The 20,457-nt window shown below is 72.4% G+C and carries 15 protein-coding genes; all 15 read left to right on the forward strand.

The features are described from left to right. Positions 1 to 117 precede the first annotated feature (117 nt). The 15 genes from HZZ00_RS18420 to HZZ00_RS18485 all read left to right on the forward strand — a co-directional run bounded on the left by HZZ00_RS18420 (position 118) and on the right by HZZ00_RS18485 (position 20,440). Entirely contained in the window at positions 118 to 1,329 is a 1,212-nt protein-coding gene (locus HZZ00_RS18420) for a pyridoxal-phosphate dependent enzyme (RefSeq protein WP_180333215.1), read from the forward strand. 79 nt (positions 1,330 to 1,408) lie between these two features. Then, positions 1,409 to 2,551: an acyl-CoA dehydrogenase family protein gene (locus HZZ00_RS18425; RefSeq protein ID WP_257585880.1), complete on the forward strand. Its 1,143-nt coding sequence runs from the start codon at positions 1,409 to 1,411 to the stop codon at positions 2,549 to 2,551. After that, positions 2,548 to 3,837 (forward strand): condensation domain-containing protein, encoded by a 1,290-nt coding sequence (locus tag HZZ00_RS18430; RefSeq protein WP_180333216.1) that lies wholly within the window; start codon positions 2,548 to 2,550, stop codon positions 3,835 to 3,837. Before HZZ00_RS18425 ends, HZZ00_RS18430 begins: the two co-directional genes overlap by 4 nt. A gap of 209 nt (positions 3,838 to 4,046) precedes the next feature. After that, positions 4,047 to 5,783: an ABC transporter ATP-binding protein gene (locus HZZ00_RS18435; RefSeq protein ID WP_219014047.1), complete on the forward strand. Its 1,737-nt coding sequence runs from the start codon at positions 4,047 to 4,049 to the stop codon at positions 5,781 to 5,783. Beyond that, positions 5,780 to 7,534: an ABC transporter ATP-binding protein gene (locus HZZ00_RS18440; RefSeq protein WP_180333217.1), complete on the forward strand. Its 1,755-nt coding sequence runs from the start codon at positions 5,780 to 5,782 to the stop codon at positions 7,532 to 7,534. The genes HZZ00_RS18435 and HZZ00_RS18440 overlap by 4 nt, the downstream gene beginning before the upstream one ends. Positions 7,535 to 7,581: 47 nt before the next feature. Further along, positions 7,582 to 8,355 (forward strand): thioesterase II family protein, encoded by a 774-nt coding sequence (locus HZZ00_RS18445; RefSeq protein WP_180333218.1) that lies wholly within the window; start codon positions 7,582 to 7,584, stop codon positions 8,353 to 8,355. 31 nt (positions 8,356 to 8,386) lie between these two features. After that, on the forward strand, positions 8,387 to 10,054 hold the full coding sequence (locus HZZ00_RS18450) for a non-ribosomal peptide synthetase (protein ID WP_180333219.1): 1,668 nt from the start codon (positions 8,387 to 8,389) through the stop codon (positions 10,052 to 10,054). After that, a complete protein-coding gene (locus HZZ00_RS18455; RefSeq protein ID WP_180333220.1) occupies positions 10,051 to 10,746 on the forward strand; it encodes a thioesterase II family protein in 696 nt (231 codons plus the stop codon). Before HZZ00_RS18450 ends, HZZ00_RS18455 begins: the two co-directional genes overlap by 4 nt. Beyond that, positions 10,743 to 12,062 carry a condensation domain-containing protein gene (locus HZZ00_RS38490; RefSeq protein WP_257585881.1) on the forward strand — a complete coding sequence of 440 codons (1,320 nt, stop codon included), beginning with the start codon at positions 10,743 to 10,745 and terminating at the stop codon, positions 12,060 to 12,062. The genes HZZ00_RS18455 and HZZ00_RS38490 overlap by 4 nt, the downstream gene beginning before the upstream one ends. Then, the gene (locus HZZ00_RS18460; RefSeq protein ID WP_257585882.1) at positions 12,059 to 13,255 is read left to right on the forward strand and encodes a cytochrome P450; all 1,197 of its coding nucleotides are present in this window, start codon (positions 12,059 to 12,061) and stop codon (positions 13,253 to 13,255) included. Before HZZ00_RS38490 ends, HZZ00_RS18460 begins: the two co-directional genes overlap by 4 nt. A gap of 34 nt (positions 13,256 to 13,289) precedes the next feature. Next, positions 13,290 to 16,337, forward strand: coding sequence for a non-ribosomal peptide synthetase (locus HZZ00_RS18465; RefSeq protein ID WP_180333222.1), 3,048 nt, complete (start codon positions 13,290 to 13,292; stop codon positions 16,335 to 16,337). Continuing rightward, a complete protein-coding gene (locus HZZ00_RS18470) occupies positions 16,337 to 18,052 on the forward strand; it encodes a non-ribosomal peptide synthetase (RefSeq protein ID WP_180333223.1) in 1,716 nt (571 codons plus the stop codon). Before HZZ00_RS18465 ends, HZZ00_RS18470 begins: the two co-directional genes overlap by 1 nt. Beyond that, on the forward strand, positions 18,052 to 18,777 hold the full coding sequence (locus HZZ00_RS18475; protein WP_180333224.1) for a hypothetical protein: 726 nt from the start codon (positions 18,052 to 18,054) through the stop codon (positions 18,775 to 18,777). Before HZZ00_RS18470 ends, HZZ00_RS18475 begins: the two co-directional genes overlap by 1 nt. Then, a complete protein-coding gene (locus HZZ00_RS18480; RefSeq protein ID WP_180333225.1) occupies positions 18,762 to 19,784 on the forward strand; it encodes a thioesterase domain-containing protein in 1,023 nt (340 codons plus the stop codon). Before HZZ00_RS18475 ends, HZZ00_RS18480 begins: the two co-directional genes overlap by 16 nt. After that, the gene (locus HZZ00_RS18485) at positions 19,781 to 20,440 is read left to right on the forward strand and encodes a 4'-phosphopantetheinyl transferase (protein WP_180333226.1); all 660 of its coding nucleotides are present in this window, start codon (positions 19,781 to 19,783) and stop codon (positions 20,438 to 20,440) included. Before HZZ00_RS18480 ends, HZZ00_RS18485 begins: the two co-directional genes overlap by 4 nt. Positions 20,441 to 20,457: the final 17 nt, after the last annotated feature.

Here is a 20,457-nt window from a genome sequence, read left to right on the forward strand (position 1 = left end):
CAGACAGTCCATGTCCAGTCAACCCGGTCGTATGCAGATGTGCTGGCGTTGTGGCTCCGACGTAGATATCGGGTCAGTCGGTTCATTCTCCGGGACCTTCCGTGGGAGAAAGGCAAAATGCCGGTCGTCAACCACCGTGAAAAATCCGAGGCGCCGCCCAAATATCGCCTGTCCTGTGTCGATTGCGGCTGGGAATGCGATCCCGAATTCAGGCTTCGATGTCCCCGGTGTTCGGGTGCCCTCGATCCCAGGATCAACCTGGAGCACGCCACCGAGCGTGACAGCGGCCGGCCCGAGCTGGCCTACCTGGATTTCCTCCCCGTCGAATCCGAGCACTTCCTCGACGCCGACATCAGTGTGCGGACCCCCTGCCGGCCGGCCCCGCACCTCGGAGCGGCCATCGGTCTGCCCCGCCTCTGGGTGAAGGACGAGTCCCGGCAGCCGACCGGGACCACCAAGGACCGGCTGGCCTCCGTGGTCCTGGCGGTGTTCCGACAGTTCGGGATCGACGAGTTCGTCGCCTCCAGCACCGGAAACAGCTCCACCGCCCTGGCGCGCGCCGTGCAGCGCGACCCCTCGATGCGGGCACACTTCTTCTGCGGCCGCGACTTCACCGGCGACCACGACATCGAGACCGGCGACCGGGTGTCCCTCACCGTGGTGGACGGCAACTACGCGCAGGCCACCCAGGCGGCCCAGGAGTTCGCAGCCCGCAACGGCCTGGTCTGGGAGGGCGGGTTCTTCAACTGGGCCCGGCGCGAGGGCCTGAAGCTCACCTACCTGGAAGCGTTCGACGCCATGGACGACAAGCCCGACGTCGTCGTCCAGGCCATCAGCAGCGGCATGGGGATGATGGCCGTGCGCAAGGGCGTGGCCGAGTACCTTGCCTGCGGCCGGCTCACCTCCGCGCCGCGCCTCCTGATGGTCCAGCAGGACACCTGCGCGCCCATGGCCGAGGCCTGGAGCGAGGGACGGGCCGAGCTGACCGAGGACGACGTCATCGAGCGCCCCACCGGTCTGGCCCGAGCGATCCTGCTCGGCGACGGCCGAGCCACGTACTCCTACATGCGGGACATCGCCGCCCAGAGCGGCGGCGCCATCGTCTCGGTGAGCCAGGACGAGCTGGTCCAGGCCCGTGCGATGCTCCGCGAGCTGGAGGGGCTGGACGTCTGCCACTCCTCGGCCGCGACCATCGCCGCGCTGCGCAACGAGGCCGCGGCCCGTCGGATCGCCCCGGACGAGGTCGTACTCGTGAACCTGACCGGCCGCGAGCGATACACCGCCTCCGACGCCGGACCGGCTCTCGCTGCCGCCGCCACCGCCGGCTGAGCCCCCTGCTCCCCGGGCCGGATGCCGTCACTCGCGCCGGAGCGCCGCACCCGCCCGCCCCACTTTCGCTAGGATTCCATTGATACTCAGTCACCTCTCCCCGCAGCAGGCCGGGCGCCACGCCGAGTTCCGGGCCTTCGCCGACCGCTCCCTGGTGCCGCAGGCGGACCGCTTCGACCGCGAGCAGTCGATCTCCCGGGAGGTCGTCGCCGACCTCGCCGGGCAGGGCTACCTCGGTGCGCTGATCCCCAAGGACTTCGGCGGCCTCGGCATGGACTGGATCGAATACGGGCTGCTCACCGAGGAATTGGGCCGCGGCTGTCAGTCGATCCGCAACTTCGTGGCCGTGGACGACATGGTCGCCCACTCGATCCACAAGTGGGGAACGCAGGAGCAGAAGCAGCAGTGGCTCCCCCGGATCACCTCGGGCCGCGCACTGGCCGCCTTCGCCCTGACCGAGCCGGAGGTCGGCAGCGACGCCGCCGCGGTCGAGACCACGGCCACGGCTGACGGCACGGACATCGTCCTCCGCGGCACCAAGAAGTGGATCAGCTTCGCGCAGATCGCGGACCTCTTCCTCGTCTTCGCCCAGTTCGAGGGGCAGCACACGGCCTTCCTGGTGGAGCGGGACACCCCCGGCCTGACGGTGGAGGCGCTCGACGGCCTGCTCGGCCTGCGCGGCTCGATGCTCGGCCGGATCACCTTCGACGACTGCCGGATCCCCGCCGCCAACCTGGTCGGGCGTCCCGGTCTCGGCCTCACCTTCGTCGCCTCCAGCGCGCTCGACCTCGGCCGCTACAGCACTGCCTGGGGCTCGGTCGGTCTGGCCCAGGCCTGTCTGGAGGCGTCCACGGAGTACGCGGGCCGCCGCGCCCAGTACGGCACCGAGATCCGCAACCACCAGCTGGTCCAGCAGCTGCTGGCCGACATGCTCACCGACACCGTCACGGCCCGCCTGCTCTGCCACCACGCCGGGGTGAGCAAGGAGCGGGGCGAGATGGAGGCCGTCAACCACACCCTGCTGGCGAAGTACCGGGCCTCGACGGTCGCCGTCAAGGCCGCCGCCGACGCGGTGCAGATCCACGGTGCCCAGGGCATCGGCACGGAGGCGTCCGTCCAGCGCCACTACCGGGATGCCAAGGTGATGGAGATCATCGAGGGTACTTCGCAGATCCAGCAGACCATGCTGGGCCAGTTCGCCGTCCGGGCGGCCCGGCCGTGAGCGAGGTCCGGACGGGGCCGGTGACCTACGGCCAGTTGTCGGTACTGCGTTCATTGGAGACGCACGGCCCCGGCCACCGGTCGGTCGCCAATCTGGTCAGCGTCTGGGAAGTGCCGTTCGGCGTCGGCGCGGCCCAGGTGATGGACGCATGGCTGCAGCTGGTGGCGGCGCACGAGTCACTGCGCACCAGCTACGACCTGAGCGGCCCGGTGCCGGTCCAGAAGGTCCACCCCCACCGCCCGTCCCGCGTACCGGCGGTGGAGCTCGCGGAGGACAGTTTCGCGGCGGCCCTGCGGCTGGGCACCGAGGCGGCCGGCGAACCGATCGACATCGAGACCGCACTGCCGTGGCGCGCGTACGTCACCACCTACCAGGGGGACGCGCTCCACCTGGTCACGGTGATCCACCACGTGGCGGCGGACAACGGTGCCCTGCGGGTGCTGGAGGAGCAGTTCGGCCTCCTCCTGGAGGGCGGGACGCTCGGCCCGGTGGTCCAACCGCTGGTGATGGCGCAGGAGCAGCAGGAGGAGCCGAACACGCGGAGCGTCCTGCACTGGACCGAGACATGGGGGGGAATCGTTCCGGCGGACCGGGACCCGGGGGACTCCGCCAAGCGGCGCCGGGCGTCGCTCTACAGCCTGGACGGGCTGGCCGCCGCGCAGGAGCTCTCCGACCGGCTGAAGATCTCCGTCCAGTCGGTGGTGCTCGGCGTCGGCGCGCTCGCGCTGTCCCGTCTCAAGGGCACTCAGCGGATGACCTTCGCGCTGATGGCGGCCAACCGGCTCGCGTCCCGCTGGGTGCCGCTGGTCGGCTCGCTCAACCAGTTCGCCCCGGTGACCATCGTGGTCGACGAGGAAACTCACCCGACGGAGTACCTGCGGGCCTGCTACATCCAGTCCATGACGGCGTACATGCACGGCTGCTACGACGTCGACGCGCTCAAGAAGAGCCTCCATGAGGCCGGCGTGCCCGAGGAGGACCCCACCGCCTTCGCCAAGCACTACAACTTCCTCGGCGACGTGGACGCCGAGCCGGCCGCCGGGTCCGCTCTGCGCACCGGGATCGAGTGGCGTGGGTCCAGCCAGAGGTCGGGACCGAACTTCCACCTGGCCGTGGCCACGGGGAAGGGAATCCTCATCGGGGTGGGCGCGAGCCACGACTACCTCGAAGGAAAACTCCCAGCCGTTCTTGCGGCCTCGATCGAGGCCGGGCTCATCAATATATCCAAGGGCGCCGAGAACTCGCTGGCCGATGTTTCGCTGGATAATCCGTGGCGGGTTTTCTGATCGAAGCGGAGTGCGGGGGGAAGGTATCTCCCCCCGCACGTCGGCTTCAACTGGCTTGGCCAAGCCGGTTCTAGAAGCCTGCACAGATACCGCGAAGCTGCTTCTGCATGATGAACACCTCCTTTGTTCGTGGTGACTATAACCGCGAGCGCCGGGGGTTGAAAGAAATTTCTGGATCAGGCCCAGGAAATACGGTTAGGGTTTCACTCATGACGGATTCGTACGCCGACCCGGGAACTCCGGATCACCGAAGTGCCGCCCGCTATCTGTGGTGGCTGACGACGAGTCAGCGCCGGCGGGTGGCGGGTGGCGCGGTGATCGGCACCCTCTGGATGGTCTGTCTCCTGCTGCCGCCGTACCTCATGCAGCGCGCGGTCGACGACGGACTCCAGCCGGGGAACACCGGCACCCTGGTCGCCTGGGTGGCCGCACTGGTCGGCGTCGGGCTGCTCAACGCCTGGCTCGGCATCATGCGCCACCGCATCATGACGCGGGTCCGCATGGACGCCACCTTCCGAACCATCAAGGTCGTGGTCGCGCACTCCACCCGGCTGGGTGCCGAACTGCCGCGCCGCGTGTCGACCGGCGAGGTGGCCAGCATCGGCGGCGGCGACGTCGCGCAGATGAGCCAGACGCTGACGATCACCGGCCCGGGTGTCGGCGCGGTCGTCGCATACCTGGTGGCCGCCGCACTCCTGCTGTCGGTCTCCGTCCCGCTCGCCCTCGTGGTCCTCCTCGGGGTGCCCCTGCTCGTGGTGGTGGTCGGGCCGCTGCTGGAACGCCTCCAGGGCGCGGAGTCCACGTACCGTGAACAGCAGGGGACGCTGACGGCCCGGCTCGGGGACATCGTCGGCGGCATGCGCGTGCTCAACGGCATCGGCGGCAAGGACATGATGGCCGGCCGCTTCCTGCGCGGCTCGCAGGACCTGCAGGCCGAGGGCTACCGGGTCGGCGCCGTCACCAGCTGGATCCAGGCGCTCTCCGTCGGCCTGCCCGCCCTCTTCCTCGCGCTGGTGACCTGGCTCGCCGCACGGATGGCCGCCGAGGGCACCATCACCATCGGCACGCTGGTCGCCGTCTACGGCTACGTCGCCGTCCTGGTGGTGCCCGTCTCCAACTTCATCGAAGGCGGATACGACCTCACCAGGGGCCTGGTCGCTGCGCGGCGGGTGATCCGGGTGCTCGCTCTGAAGCCCGCCGTCGAGGATGCCGCGACGCTCCGGCCCGCCCCTGGGGAGCCGTCGGCCCTGCGTGACGCCGACTCCGGTGTGGAACTGGCCCCGGGGCGGATGACCGCGATCGTGAGCGCCCGCCCGGCCGATTCCGCGGCCGTGGTCGACCGGCTCGGCCGGTACAGCGCATCCGCGGCGACCTGGGGCGGCATCCCGCTCGCCGACGTCGCCCTGGCGGAGGTCCGCAGCCGCATCGTGGTGGCCGACAACGACGCCGACTTCTTCTCCGGGCCGCTGCGCAGCGTGGTCGGCGGCCGCTCCGAGCACACCGACCCGTCCATCGCCCAGGCCTTCAAGGACGCCGCGGCGGAGGACATCGTCCAGGCGATGCCCGACGGCCTCGACACCCCGATCCAGGCCCAGGGCAGCAACCTCTCCGGCGGCCAGCGCCAGCGGCTGCGGCTGGTTCGCGCCCTGCTGGCGGACCCCGAGGTGCTCCTGCTGGTCGAGCCCACCTCCGCCGTGGACGCCCACACCGAGGCCGCCATGGCCGCCGGGCTGCGCCGGGCGCGGACCGGTCGCACCACCGCCCTCACCTCGACGTCGCCCGTCCTGCTGGAACAGGCCGACACCGTCGCCTACCTCGTCGACGGCCGTCTGGCGGCGGCCGGCCCGCACCGGGAGCTGCTCGCATCGGAGCCCGGGTACCGCGCGCTGGTGTCCCGAGACGAAACCGACACCGAGTCCATGTCCGCCGAGGAGGCCGTCCGATGACCGCGAAGACCGAGACCGCTCCCGCGGGGCTCCCGATCGCCGGTCCCGCCGAGGTCCGCAAGGCCGCCGTGGGCCTGATCGGCCAGGACCGCCGTGCGGTCGCCGCGATGCTGGTCCTCAACGGGCTGGCCGCCGCCGCGGGCCTGGGCGGCCCCTGGCTGCTCGGCAAGATCATCGACGACGTCCGGGACGGGGCCGGCGTCGGACACGTCGACCGGCTCGCCCTCGGCATCCTCTGCTTCGCCCTCGTACAGCTGCTCCTCGGCCGATTCGCCCGCTACGCTGCCCACCGCTTCGGGGAGCGCACCCTGGCGCGGATCCGCGAGCGGTTCGTCGAACGTTCCCTCGCGCTGCCCGCGTCGGTCGTCGAACGCGCCGGCACCGGTGACCTGCTGACGCGGGGCACCTCCGACGTCGCCACTGTCGGCACCACCCTGCGCGACGCGGGGCCGGAGGTCTCCGTGGCGATCGTCCAGATCATCCTGATCCTGGCCGCCATGCTCGCGGTCGACCCGCTCCTCGGCGTCTGCGGGCTGCTGTGCCTCTCGGGGATCTGGTTCGCCACCCGCTGGTACCTGCGCCGCGCCCACGCGGGCTACCTCAAGGAGGGAGCCGCCAACTCCGCGCTCATCGAAATCCTCACCTCCACCGCCGCAGGGGCCCGCACCGTGGAGGCCCTGGGCCTCCAGGAGCGCCGGATCACCGCCACGGCCGAGGCCGTCGAGCACTGCCGGGCCACCCGCACCTACACCCTGAGCCTGCGCACCGTGCTCTTCCCGGTGGTCGAGTTCTCGTACATCGCCCCGGTCGCCGCCATCCTGCTGCTCGGCGCCGCCCTGCGCGACACCGGCACCGTCACCACCGGTGCGGTGGTCGCCTGCGCCCTCTACTTCTGGAAGCTCTCCGAGCCCATGGACAAGATCCTGCTCTGGCTCGACCAGATCCAGCGCAGCAACGCCTCGTTCGCCCGGGTCGAGGGCATCGGCCAGGTGGACGCCCCGCCCGTGACGGGCGGCCGGCCCGAGGACGACCAGCTCGACGTGGTCGACGTCCGCTACGCCTACCAGGGGGAGCGGGACGTGCTGCACGGCGTCGACCTCACCGTCCGCCCGGGCGAGCGGCTGGCGGTGGTCGGGCCGTCCGGGGCGGGCAAGTCCACCCTGGGCCGGCTGCTGGCCGGGGCGGAGCGGCCCCGCACCGGACGGGTGACGGTGGGCCAGGTCCCGGTCGCCGAGCTCGACCCGGCCCAACTACGCCGACATGTCGTCCTGGTCACCCAGGAGCACCATGTCTTCCTCGGCACCGTCCGCGACAACCTCCTGATCGCCGACCCGTCCGCGACCGACGAGGACCTGCGCGCGGTGCTGGCCGCCGTCGACATCGACTGGGTGGACGAGCTCCCGGACGGGCTGGACACCGAGCTCGGCTCCGGCGGACTTCGCCTGGACGCCCAACAGGCCCAGCAGCTCGCCCTGGCCCGGGTGGTCCTCGCCGATCCGCACACGCTGATCCTGGACGAGGCGACCTCCCTGCTCGATCCGGCCAGGGCCCGGCACACCGAACGCTCGCTGGCGGCCGTGCTCAAGGGACGCACCGTGATCGCCATCGCCCACCGCCTGCACACCGCCCACGACGCGGACCGGGTCGCGGTCATGGACGGCGGCCGGGTGGCCGAACTGGGCAGCCACGAAGAGCTGCTGGCGGTCGGCGGCGGCTACGCCGCGCTGTGGAAGTCCTGGCACGGGGCCTGAGCAGCCCCCGCCCCTCTCGACCCCTCGACCAGTAGGAGCGAAACCCCATGCACTCGGCACCACCGCAGACGGCACAGAGCTGGGTCCGGCCGATCCCCGGCCGAACCGAGCCCGGCGCCCTCCGGCTCTTCTGCTTCCCGTACGCCGGGGGCGGCGCCTCGGTGTTCCGGGAATGGGGCGCCGATCTCCCGGAGAACGTCCAGGCGTTCGCTGTACAGCTGCCGGGCAGGGAGGACCGGTTCTTCGACCCGGCGATCGCCGACCTCGACGAGCTGCTGGACGGCCTCGTCCCGGCCCTGCTCCCGTACCTGGACCGGCCTTTCGCCTTCTTCGGCCACAGCATGGGCGCGATCGTCGGCTGGGAGCTCTCCCGCAGGCTCCAGCGCGAGCAGGGGCTGGAGCCGGTCCGCGTCATCGTGTCCGGTTGCCGGGCCCTGCCGGCCCACGAGTCCCGGAAGCTGAGCGATCTCGACCTCTCCGACGAAGAGCTGATCAACGAGCTTCGCCGGCTCAACGGCACACCGGAGGAGCTGCTGCAGAACCCGGACTTCGCCGCCTTCATCCTGCCGACCTTCCGGGCCGACCTCTCGCTGTTCGCCGGCTACGTCTACCGGCCCGGCGAGCTGCTGTCCTGCCCGGTCTCGGCGTTCGGCGGCGACGCGGACCCGCGGGTCGCCGAGGAGCACCTCAAGGGCTGGGCCGAGCTGACCACCGGTCCGACGGAAGTGGAGATGTTCCCCGGCGGCCACCTCTTCCTCAACGACGAGCGCGAGGCCGTGCTCCGGAGCGTCTCCCGGGCCCTCCCGGCCGTCGGCCACTGACCAGTACCTCTTCGAACTCCAGGGGGCGTGTGTGGAGACAGTATGGAACGTCGTCCGGGCGCAGGTGGAGCGGACGCCCGAGGCCGTGGCCGCACGGACCGCACGGACCTACACCTACCGCGACGTCGCCGCGCTGGCCGAGGAGCTCGGCCGACGGATCGCGGCGAAGGTCCGGCCGGGCTCCCTGGTGGCACTCGACGCGTCCAATCGGTTCAACGGGGCCGTCGCCATCCTCGCCACGGCCGCCGCGGGCTGCGCCGTGCTGCCGCTCGACCAGCAGAGCCCGCCGGCCAGACGCGCCCGGGTCCTCGGCGACGCCCGCCCCGCCCTGCTCCTGCGCGAGCTGGCCGAGGGCGAGTTCGCCCTGGACAGACACGGCCTCCCGGCACCGTCGCGGGAACCGGACCTGGGCGCCATCGCCTACATCCTGTACACCTCCGGGTCGACCGGGCAGCCCAAGGGCGTCATGGTCGGGCACGAGGCCCTGATCGACCGCCTCGCCGGCCTGGCCGAGCGGCCGGGACTGGCGGCCGGCGAGATCGTCCTGGCGATGACCGCGCTGTCCTTCGACATCTCGCTGGCAGAGCTGCTCCTCCCGCTGACCGTCGGGGCATCCTTCACGGTCGTCCCGGAGGAGGCCCGGGCCGATCCGCTCGCCTTCGCGGAGTTCGCGGAGGCGGCCCGGCCGGACCTCGTCCAGGCCACCCCCAGCTTCTGGCGGATGCTGACGGCCTCCGGCTGGACGGGCGAACCCCGCAGCCGGCTGTGGACCGGAGGGGAGCCGCTCACTGCCAGCCTCGCCCGGGAGTTGCTGCCGCGGTGCGCCGAGCTGTGGAACGTGTACGGCCCGACCGAGGCCGTCATCTGGGCCACGGCCGCGCGACTGGTCTCGGCCGACCGGATCTCGATCGGCGAACCGCTGCCCGGGATGCGCACGCTCACGGACGGGAACGGCGAACTCCTGCTCTACGGAACGGGGCTGGCGCACGGCTACCTCGACCGGGAGGAACTGACGGCAGGGCGCTTCCCGCTGGGTGACACCCCCGACGGCCGGTGCCGCCTCTACCGCACCGGGGACAGGGTCAGACCCGGGCCGGACGGAGCACTGGAGTTCCTCGGCCGACTGGACAACCAGATCAAGCTGCGCGGACACCGGATCGAGCTGGGCGAGGTGGAAGCCGTCCTGGAGGAGCACCCGGACGTCTCGCAGGCCGTCGTGCTGGTCCAGGACGCGGACCGGCCCGACGCCGCGGCGCTGGTGGCCTTCGTGGTACAGCGGGCCGAGGCGGACCTCCAGGCCTGGCTGAAGGCCCGGCTGCCGGCGAGCCACCACCCCGCCAGGATCACCGCCCTGCCCGCCCTTCCCCGCACCAGTTCCGGAAAGGCGGACCGTGTCGGGCTCGCGGCGAGCCTGGCCGGCGGCGACCGGCCGGCGACGCCGGCCACACCTGCCGCGCCGGCGCCTCCGGGGCACGTACGGGAGGCCGTCGCCGAGGCATGGCGGCGGACCCTCGCCACGGACACCGTCGGCGAGCACACCAACTTCTTCGACGCCGGCGGGAACTCGGCCCTCCTGGCGGTGCTCCAGAAACGGCTCACCGAAGGCCTCGGCCTCCGGGTGCCGATCAGGGAGATCTTCCGGAATCCGACCGTCAGCGGGCTGGCCGACCACATCATCCGTACGAAGGCGCCGAAGTGAACCTCTACTGCATCCCCTACGCCGGCTGCTCGGCACGCGTCTACGACTCCTGGCAGCAGCACCTGCCGGACCACGTCACCGTCGTGCCCCTGGAACTCCCCGGACGCGGCTCCCGCTGCGTCGAGGAGCCCATCGACGAGCTCCCGGCGCTGCTCGAGGACCTGTACCGGCAGCTCGACACCGGTATGCCGTACGCCCTGTTCGGCCACAGTTACGGCGCCCTGATCGCCTTCGAGCTGGCCAGACTGCTCCGCTCCGAAGGAGCCCGCCGGCCGTCGGCACTGCTGGTCTCGGCCAGCCGCGCCCCCCGGCTCCCTGCCGCCGACGCGGACAACCACCGGCTCTCGGACGCCGAACTCGTCGAGCGGCTCGCCGCACTGGGCGGGACCCCGAAGGAGCTGCTGGAGAACGAGGAACTGATGGAGATCTACCTCCCCGTCATCCGCGCCGACTACCAGATCCTCGGGGCGTACGGCACGGGCACCCCGGGCACGGTCGACTGCCCCATCACGGCGTTCTACGGGGACGCCGACGACGAGGCGGACCTGCCCTCCGTCGAGGCGTGGGCGGACTACACGAACGGCCCCTTCCGCGTCGAGCGGATCCCTGGCGACCACTTCTTCCTGCACTCCGCCGAGCGGGAGCTCGTGGCCGCCGTCGAGGCGGCCTGCACGCAGGGGGCGCTGTCGTGACACCGACCGCCGCACCCGTGACCTTCGGCCAGCTCTCGGTCATCCGCGACCTGGAACTCTCCGCTCCCGACGAGCAGAGCGACGGGAACCTGACCGCGGTGTACGCGCTGCCCGCCGGCACCACCGCCGCCGAGGCCGAGGCCGCCTGGTCGGCGCTGGTCGAGCGGCACGAGTCGCTGCGCACGGTCTACGACCGGTCCCCGGCCGAACCCCTCCAGATCGTTCACCCCTTCCGACCGGTCCGCCTCGACCGGGTGGAGCTCCCGGACGGGAGGGCGGAGGCTGCCGAAGCCCTCGCCGCGGACATGGCCGAGCGCGAGATCCAGGTGGAGTCCGAGCACTCCTGGCGTGCGGTGATCGCGACGCACGCCGGCGAGCCCCGCCACCTGGTCTGCGTCCTGCACCACCTGGCCGTCGACGCCGCCGCCTGCGCCCTGCTGGAGAAGGAGTTCCGGACCCTGGTGGCCGGCGGTTCACTCGGCCCGGGGCCGGTGCCCCAGCCGGTGCAGCTCGCCCTGGCCCAACGGGCACAGGAGCGGCAGCGCCGCCGCACCGTCGAGTACTGGCTCAAGGCCTGGGAGAGCTTCGTCGAGGAGGACCGGCAGGCCGGGGACACCAGCCTCCGTGTCCGGGCGGCCCTGTACTCGGAAGTGGCCATGGTGGCCGCCGTCCGGATCTCCGAGCGGCTGGGCATCTCCGTGCAGTCCGTCGTCCTGGGCGCCTCGGCACTCGCCCTGTTCCGGCTGAAGGGCCGGGAGCGGGCCACCTTCGCCCTGGTGGCCGGGAACCGGACCGACCCGCGCTGGGACACCCTCGTCAGCAGCATGAACCAGCTCGCGCCGATGACCGTCACGGCCGATCGCGGAACCCGCCCTGAGACCGTGCTGCGCGCGGTCTACCAGAGCGGCCTGGAACGCCTCCTGCACGGGAGCTACAGCCTTGACGAGCTGCGGGAGCAGCTGACCGCGGCGGGACACCCGAACCCCGACCCTCTGCTGTTCGGCTGCTACTTCAACTTCCTCGGCGACATCGCCGAGCCCCCGGAGCCGGGGTCGCCGCTTCTCGACGGCATCGAATGGGCCGCGAGCGCCTGGCAGGGGAGCCCGGGCTTCAACCTCCGTGCCGCGACCGGGCCCGGACTCCACCTGTCGCTCACCGCCAGCCGGAACTACCTGCCTCCCGACCTCGCAGGCCTGTACCTGGTGACCGTCGAGGCCGTCCTGGCCGGCCTCGCGGATGGCGCGCCGAACACCCTGGACGGGATCGACTACGCCCCGCTGCGCCGGATCGACCAGTACCCGGAGACTGCCGAGTGAATGTGATACAGGGCGCACGCTGCCCGTACCGCAACGGCGACCAGCCGACCGCCGACCCCTGCGCGGACTACCTCGCGCTGCGGGAGGAGGACCCGGTCCGCTGGGACGAGGACCTGGAGGTGTGGATCGTCTCCGGGTTCCGCGAGGTGTCCGCCCTGCTGCGGCACCCCGCCCTGTCGGCCGCCTGGCCGCAGCGGGGCACCACCACCCTGCACCGGGAGGGCGAGGGCGGGGAGCGGGCCGCAGAGGTCGTGCGCAGGTGGTTCATGTTCAACGACGACCCGCAACACGCGGGCGCCCGCCGGATCGTCGCGCCGCTCTTCGCGGCAGACCGGCTCGCCGCGATGCGCCCCGTCGTGGAGGAGCTGGTCGACGAGTTGCTGGCGGGGCGCACGGACGGGGTGGAAGTCATGGCGGACCTCGCCGTCCCGCTCTCCAGCCGTGTCATCTGCCGGATCCTGGGCCTGCCCGACGACGTGGCACCCCGGCTGGACCACTGGGCGCCCGACATCGCGGCGCTGCTGATCGCGGACTACCTGCCGGAGGTAAGAACCAGGGGGCACCGGGCGCTGCGGGAGATCGGGGACGTGGTGGAGGAGGCACTGCGCTCGGAGGTCCGCGAGGGCACCGGGCTGTGGTTGCTGGACAAGGCCCGCGGGGAGGGCGCCATCGAGTCCTCCGACATCTGGGCCACCGCCAGTCTGCTCATCTACGCCGGGTTCGAGACCACTTCGACCTTCATCGGGAAGGCCGTACGGGCCGCGCTGCACGCCGGTGCCTGGGCCGGCGTCCGCGGTCGCGAACCGGCCGCGGTGGTCGACGAACTGCTGCGCTTCGACACCTCCGTCCAGCAGGTGGCCCGCGTCGCCACCGCGCCGGTGGAGTCGGCCGGCCGCCTGATCGCCGAGGGGGACCTCGTCCTGCTGATGCTCGGCGTGGCCAACCGGGACCCGTCCGTTTTCGCCGGCCCGGACCTCCTGGACTACGACCGGGAGATCAGGAGGCACCTCACCTTCGGCTTCGGTGCGCACTACTGCCTCGGGGCGGCGCTGGCGCGGATGGAATCCGAGATCGTGCTGGAGCGCCTCGCCGGCCGGTGGCCGGATCTGGCCCTCGACGGGCCGCCGGTGACGAGGCAGCACTTCGGCATCACCGTCCTGGAACGTCTGGCCGTGCGCGGCACGGGCCGCTGACGGCCGACCGCACAATCCTGAAACGAGAGTTGGGATGACACGAGTGACGAGCGGGTCTCCGAAGCCTGCGGACTGCGGGCTGATCCACGAGGCGGTGGCCCGGCACGCCTTGCGACACCCCGAGCGGATCGCCCTGCGACAGGGTAACGCCGAGGTGGCCTACCGAGAGCTGCACCGGGCGAGCGACGAGCTCGCCGCCGACCTCTACGCGGCGGGCGTCGGTCCGGGCGCCCTCGTCCCGGTGCTGATACCGCGTTCCCCCCGGCTCGTGGCGGCCCTCCTCGCCATCCTCAAGTGCGGTGCCGGGTACGCCGTGCTGGACCCGTCCTGGCCCGAGGAGCGGCTCCGCTCGATCATCGGCCGCCTGGCCCCGCCGGTGCTGGTGGCGCAGTCTCCCGTGGATTTGGGCGTCCCGTGCTGGACCGGTGCGGACGCCCCGATCGGGGAGCTGGCCCGGCGCGGCCGTCCGGCTCCCGAGTCGCCGTGCGCCTCCGACTCGGCCGCCGCAGTCTTCTTCACCTCCGGCAGCACGGGCACGCCGAAGGGGGTGGTCGCTCCGCACCGGGCGGTGCTCCGGTTGTTCGGTCCCGGCACCGTCGCCGACCTTGGCCCCGGCCGCACCACGATGGCCGCCGTCTCCCCGTACTGGGACGTCATGGCCCTGGAGGTGTGGGGCCCGCTGGTGAGCGGGGGGACGGTCGCGCTGGTCGAGGACGAGTACCTGATGCCCGCCGGCCTTGCCGAACTCGTACGCGACCGCGGCGTCGACACCGCCTGGCTCACCACGTCCCTGTTCAACATGTTCGTGGACGAGGACCTCTCCTGCTTCGAGGGGATCGGGCAGCTGCTCATCGGCGGGGAGCGGGTCTCGCAGCACCACGTCCGCAAGTTCCTCACCCGCCACCCCGGGATCCGGCTGACCAACGGCTACGGCCCGGCCGAGGCATGCGTCTTCACCACGACCCACCCGATCACCCTGGAGGACACCGAGCACCCGGACGGCGTCCCGATCGGCCGGCCCGTGCCGCTGACCGGCGTTCACCTGCTGGACGGCGACACGCTCTGCGGCCCGGGGGAGACCGGCGAAATCTGCATCTCCGGCGCCGGCCTGGCCAACGAGTACCTGGGACAGCCGGAGGAGACCCGCGCCCGCTTCACCACGGTCGAACTGGACGGCGTGCCGACCCGCGTCTACCGGACGGGCGACCTGGGCTACGAGGGGCCTGACGGGCTCCTGTACTACCGGGGGCGTACCGACCGGCAGGTGAAGATCCGCGGCTACCGGATCGAGCCCCTGGAGATCGAGAACGCCTGTCTCGCCCTGCCCTCGGTGGAGCGGGCGGTGGCGGTGCCGGTGCCCGACGAGGACGACGCCCTCTCCCGGATGGCGCTGTTCTACGTGCGCGGGGCCGGCACGGAACCGCTCCCCGAGGAAACCGTCCGGGCCCGGCTCGCCGAATCGCTGCCCGCGCACTGCATGCCCGCCGAACTCCGCGAGCTGGCGGCCATCCCGCTCACCCCCAATGGGAAGGCCGACAGCCACGCCCTGCTCGAAACCCTCACGCGGGCGCCCGCTTCGGCGGGCGCCGCCCCGGCCGGCGGCGGCCACCAGGACATCGCCCGCGAGGAGTACGCCCGGATCGTCGGCCCGGAGGCCGACCCGGCCGCCTCGTTCGCGGCCCTGGGCGGAACCTCCCTGGACGCGCTGCGGCTCTGCGCGCGGACGTCGGACCGGATCGGCCGCCGGATCTCGGCCGGCGATTTCCTGCGGACCCCGACCCTGGCCGGCCTGCTGACCCTGGTCGAGTCGGCCACCGCGGTGCCGGCGGGCAGCACGGCCGAGGAGACCGGTCCCATCCCGCTCAGCGGTGTCCAGGCGAACTTCTGCCTCCAGCACGAACTGCTGCCGGACGATCCGTCGGCCGTCTGCCAGGTGGCCTGGCGGGTCTCAGGACCGCTGCGGCTCCCGGTCCTGGAAGCCGCACTGAACGACCTCCACCGGCGTCACGAGGGCCTCCGGGCGGTCTACCGCGTCGACGACGAACCGGTGGCCGTCCTGCCCGGGCCGATCGACGCCATCCGGGTGGAGACGGTGGCCGAGGACCGCTTCGACCAGGCGCTCGGCCGGCCGCTGCGGATCGAGAAGGGCGAGGTCTGGCGCTGCGTGGCAACCGAGACCGGGCTGCTGGGGCTCGCCGTGCACCACGTGTCGTTCGACGGCTGGTCCCAGGGGATCCTGGTGGCCGAGCTGACGCAGGCCTACGCGGCCCGACTCCGCGGAACGGCACCGCGGTTCGCCGCGGAGCCCCCCGGCCTGCGGCGGCTCGCAGAGGAGGAGGCGGCCCTGCACGGCCCGGGCGGGCATCCGGAGCAGCTGCGCTACTGGGCCTCGGCACTGGCCGGCCTGCCCGAACTCGACTTCCCGGAGCCGGCCGGAGCCCCGGCGGCGGGGGAGGCGGCGCGGCCCGTCGTCTTCACTGTCCGGCCGGAGAGGGTCGGCGCACTCTCCGCGCTGGCCCAGCGGTCCGGTGCCACGCTCTTCGCCCCGCTGGTGGCCTGCTACGGTGCCGCACTGACCCGGGTGCTGGGGCAGCGGGACTTCGGGATCGGCGTGGCGTTGGCCCGGCGGTTCGGCAACGAGGCGGCCCGGGCGGTCTCCTGCCTCGTGGACGCCCTCTGTCTGCGCCTGCCGGACCTGGACCGGTGCCGGACCCCCGAGGACGCCCTCGCCGCCGCCCTGCCGGTGGTGACGGCGGGCCTGGCCCGCCAGGACCTGCGGTTCGCCGACGTGGTCCGGGAAGTGCGCCCGGCGAGGACCGGACGGAACCCGCTCTACCAGACGCTGTTCGCCTACCAGGGCAACGAGGAGCCGCGGCTCGAACTGCCGGAGTGCACCGTCCGGCCGTACACACCGTCGGCCGTGCCCGCCATGAACGAACTCGTCTGCGAGGTCTGGCCGCTGCCCGACGGAGGACTACGCGTGGACCTCACCCACCAGGGCCACCGAGTCGGCAGGGACACGGTGGAGCGCGTCGCCCGGGCGTACCAGGAACTTCTTGTCGGGGATAGGAGTGGTCTTTGATGCAGGGCATCGTGAAGGAACGGACGGTGGTCCGGATGCTCGGCGACATCGCCGAGGCGCACCCGGACGCGGTCGCGGTCGAATGCGGCGGCCGGAAGCTGACCTACCGCGAACTGTGGGACGGGGCCGCCTCGGTGGCCGGGCGCATCCGGCAGGCCGAGGGCCACCGCGAGGGCAGCCTCGTGGGCGTGCTCTTCGACCGCGGCATCGACGGAGTCGTGGCCCAACTCGGCGCCTGGCTCGCGGGTTCCGCTTACCTGCCGCTCGACCCGGTACTCCCGGGTGGCCGGTTCGAGTCGATCCTGCAGGACGCCCGGCCGGTCGCCGTGCTCGCACAGCAAGGGCTCGCCGCGCGGGTGCCCGTCGGCATTCCGGTGCTCGACGGCACCGGCCCCGGCGCGGACCCGGTGCCGGTGACCCCGGCCGAGCCGGCCTATGTCATCTACACCTCCGGTTCGACCGGTACACCCAAGGGCGTCGAGGTCGGCCACACGGGCCTGGCGAACCTGGTGTCCTGGCACCGGGAGACCTACGGCACCCGCCCCGGGGTGCGGGTAGGAGCCTTCGCCGGTCTGGGGTTCGACGCCACGGTCTGGGAGGTCTGGGCAGCGCTCTCGAGCGGCGCGACGCTGGTGCTGCCGACCGAGGGGCTGCTCGTCGACATCGCGGCGATCGCCGCATTCATCGAGCAGAACGCCATCACGCACTGCTTCCTGAGCACCCCGCTCGCCGAGCAGCTGTTCGCCCTCCCCGCACCGCCCGCAGGCCTGGCCGTGCTGCTGACCGGCGGCGACCGCCTCCGGGTGGGCCCGCCGGCCGGCTTCCCCGCCGCGGTCTACAACCACTACGGCCCGACCGAGGCCACCGTGGTGACCACCGCCAGCGGGGACCTGCGCCGCGGCTGTGCCAGCGGCGCGCCGGTGATCGGACGCCCCATCACCGGCGCGAAGGCCCGGCTGGTCGATGCCGACAGGGCCGAGATCACCGAGCCCGATGTGCCCGGGGAACTGCTGATCGGCGGCGACGTCCTGGCTCTCGGCTACCGGGGCGACCCGGAGCTCACCGGCCGCAAGTTCGCCGCCGACCAGGACGGGAGCCGCTGGTACGCCTCCGGCGACATCTGCCGCTGGACGGCCGACGGCGAGCTGGAGTTCGTCGAGCGGCGGGACGCCCAGGTCAGCATCCGCGGGCACCGCGTGGAGCTGTCCGAGATCGAGCGGGAGATGCTGGCCGTTCCGGGTGTCGAGCAGGCGGCCGTCGTCCATGTGCCGGACGAGGACGGCGGATCGCTGCGCGCCTTCCACTGCGGCGAGGCCGAGCCGGGCGGCATCCGTGCCACGCTGACCGGCCGGCTGCCCGCGTACATGCTCCCCGCCGTCCTGCGCCGGCTCGACGCGATGCCGCTGACGCCCAACGGCAAGATCGACGTGAAGGCCCTGCTCGACATCCCGGCCGAGGACGCGGCAGCCGAACCCGCCCCGCTCGGCGCCACCGAGGCGCGAATCGCCGAGATCTGGTACGAGCTGACCGGGAACCGGCCCCGCCCCGAGGACAGCTTCTTCGAGATCGGCGGGCACTCGCTGATCGCCGCCCGGGCAGTGTCCCGCACGCGTGCGCTGTTCGGCGTCAAGATCGGGCTTCAGGCCATCTTCAACAACCCCGCCCTCGCGGACTTCTCCGCCAAGGTCGACGAAGCCGTCAGGAGCGCCGAGTGATGCAGGGCTCACCCCCCCTCGTGGTCATGGAATTCGGGAACGAGGTCCCTCGCAGGACGTTCGACGGCATCCTGCCCGACGGCTGGCAGGAGCGGACCCTCAGGATCGACCCCCTGCACCACCCCGGACTCGCCGACGGAGTGGTCGGGACCGCCGAACAGGCCGCTTACTGGGCCGAGCGGATCACCGCCGCAGGACCGCCCCCGGCCGCCGTGCTGGCCTACTGCTCGGCCGTCAGCCTGGCGTCGGCGCTCGTGGAGGCGCTGCCCGGGCCGGACGTCCCGCTCATCGTGCTCGACCCGGCACCGGCCGACCCCGAGGCCCCGCAGGAACTGCTGGAAGAGCTCGTCCAGGCCATGGACGAGTCCGCCGAGGCGCCCGCGATCACCGGCCTGCCGGCCGGTGAGGCGCTCGCACTGGGCAGCTCCTGCCTGCTCTCGGTGATCGTCGCGTGCTCGCCCGGGCTCGACGAGGACATCCTCGTCGAACTGACCGGGGGGCAACGGGCCTGGCTGAGCTTCACCCTGACCGCGGCGGAACCCGCGCAGACGCAGCCGGCCCCCGCGCACGTCCTGCTGAGCGAGGGGCTCGACTGGCCGGGCCCCGGGCAGGTGCACCGGGTCGGCGTGACGGCGGAGGAGCTGTTCCGCGCCCCTGCCGTGAAGGAACTGCTCACCGGCCTACTGGCCACCGGGAAGAAGGAAGAGGCATGCCTGCCGTCATAGAGCGAGACGCCGTCGACGCACTGGTGGCCGCCCAGTGGTCCCGCATCCTCGGCGAACGGCCGGCCGAGCCCGACGCGGACTTCTTCGCCTCCGGCGGCACGTCCCTGAAGGCGGCCCAGCTGGCCGGCGCCGTGCGGGGCGCCTCCGGCGTCAAGATCTCCCTCCAGCGGATCTACGAGCTGCGGACCTTCCGCGGCATCAGCTCCGCCCTCCGCGAGGACACCGATACCGCCCACCGGCGGCTCGTCACCCTCAACACGGCCGGCGCCGGCACACCGCTGCTGCTGGTGCCATCCGCCAGCGGCGGCGTCGTCGGGCTGCACCGCCTCGGCGGCAGCCTGGCGGACCGGCCCGTGCACGGCCTCCAGGCGCGCGGCCTGAACGTCCAGGACGGCCCGCCGAGCAGCGATCTCGCCGAGCAGGTGGCGGAGTTCGCCGAGGTGCTGGAGGCGTCGGAGCTGCCACGCCGTCTGCACCTGGCCGGCTACTGCGTCGGCGGCATCGTGGCGTACGAGCTGGCCCGGACCCTGCACGCCCGGGGCTGGGAGATCGGCTCGCTGCTGCTCCTCAACACCTCCCTCTACTGCCCGCCGCTCACCGTCGAACAGGCCATGCAGGAGAAGCTCCGGCAGCTCGTCGCCGAGGCCGGGTTGCCGGCCGAGGTGGCGGAGCGGGGGGCCGGGGAGGTGCTCCGGGAACTCGGCTCGGGCGAGGACCCGGCCGACTTCGACGCCCGGGTGCGTGTCTTCGGCTCGGTCGGCGCCGCGGTCTCCGGATTCGTCCCGCAGCCGGTAACCTTCCCGGTCCGGCTGTTCTCCACCGAGGACCGGGACGACCCCGCCGACATCGCCGCGACCCCGGGACCGGTGGTCGACTGGCAGGATCTCGGGCTGCCGGACTTCCGCCAGTACGCGGTTCCCGTCGACCACTTCGAGATGATCGGGCACGATCCCACCCTCAAGGCAGTGGAAGCCGTGATGGCCGAACTCGACGGGGCCGCCTCGTGATCACCCTCCTGCCGCCCGGTGTGGAGGTCGAGGAGGCGTACGGCGACGTGCCCGGCGCCTCCCTGCAGCCGGGGGAGGCCGACGCGGTCGCCCGGTCGCCGGTCGCCAGGCGCCGGGAGTTCGCCACCGTCCGGCACTGCGCCCGAACCGCCCTCAAGCGGCTCGGCATCCCGCCGGCCCCGATCCCCCGTGGCGCGGCGGGGGCACCGCAGTGGCCGTCCGGCGTGGTCGGCAGCATGACCCACTGCTCGGGCTACCGGGCGGCCGTGGTCGCCCGGGCGGGGGCATTCCGTTCCCTCGGCATAGATGCGGAGGTCGACCAGCCGCTGCCCGACGGAGGCCTGCGCCTGATCTCCTCCCCGGCCGAGCGGCGCCACCTCGCGGAACTCGTCGCCAGGAATGCCGAGGTGCACTGGGACACGCTGCTCTTCGCCGTCAAAGAGAGCGTCTACAAGGCCTGGTACCCGCTGGGCGGCGTCATGCTCGACTTCGTCGACGCCCACGTCGAACTCGACCCGGACAGAGAGACCTTCACCGCCCGACTGTCGCCGCCGGAGACGGCAAAGGAGGACGGCCCGGTCTTCTTCGAAGGGCGGTGGCGGATGGCGAACGGGATGGTCCAGGCCGCGAGCGCCGTTCCGAACGGGGCCGCATAGGGCAGACTCGTGAATTC

It is taken from the genome of Streptomyces sp. NEAU-sy36, from assembly GCF_013423905.1.
Lineage (GTDB): Bacteria > Actinomycetota > Actinomycetes > Streptomycetales > Streptomycetaceae > Streptomyces > Streptomyces misionensis.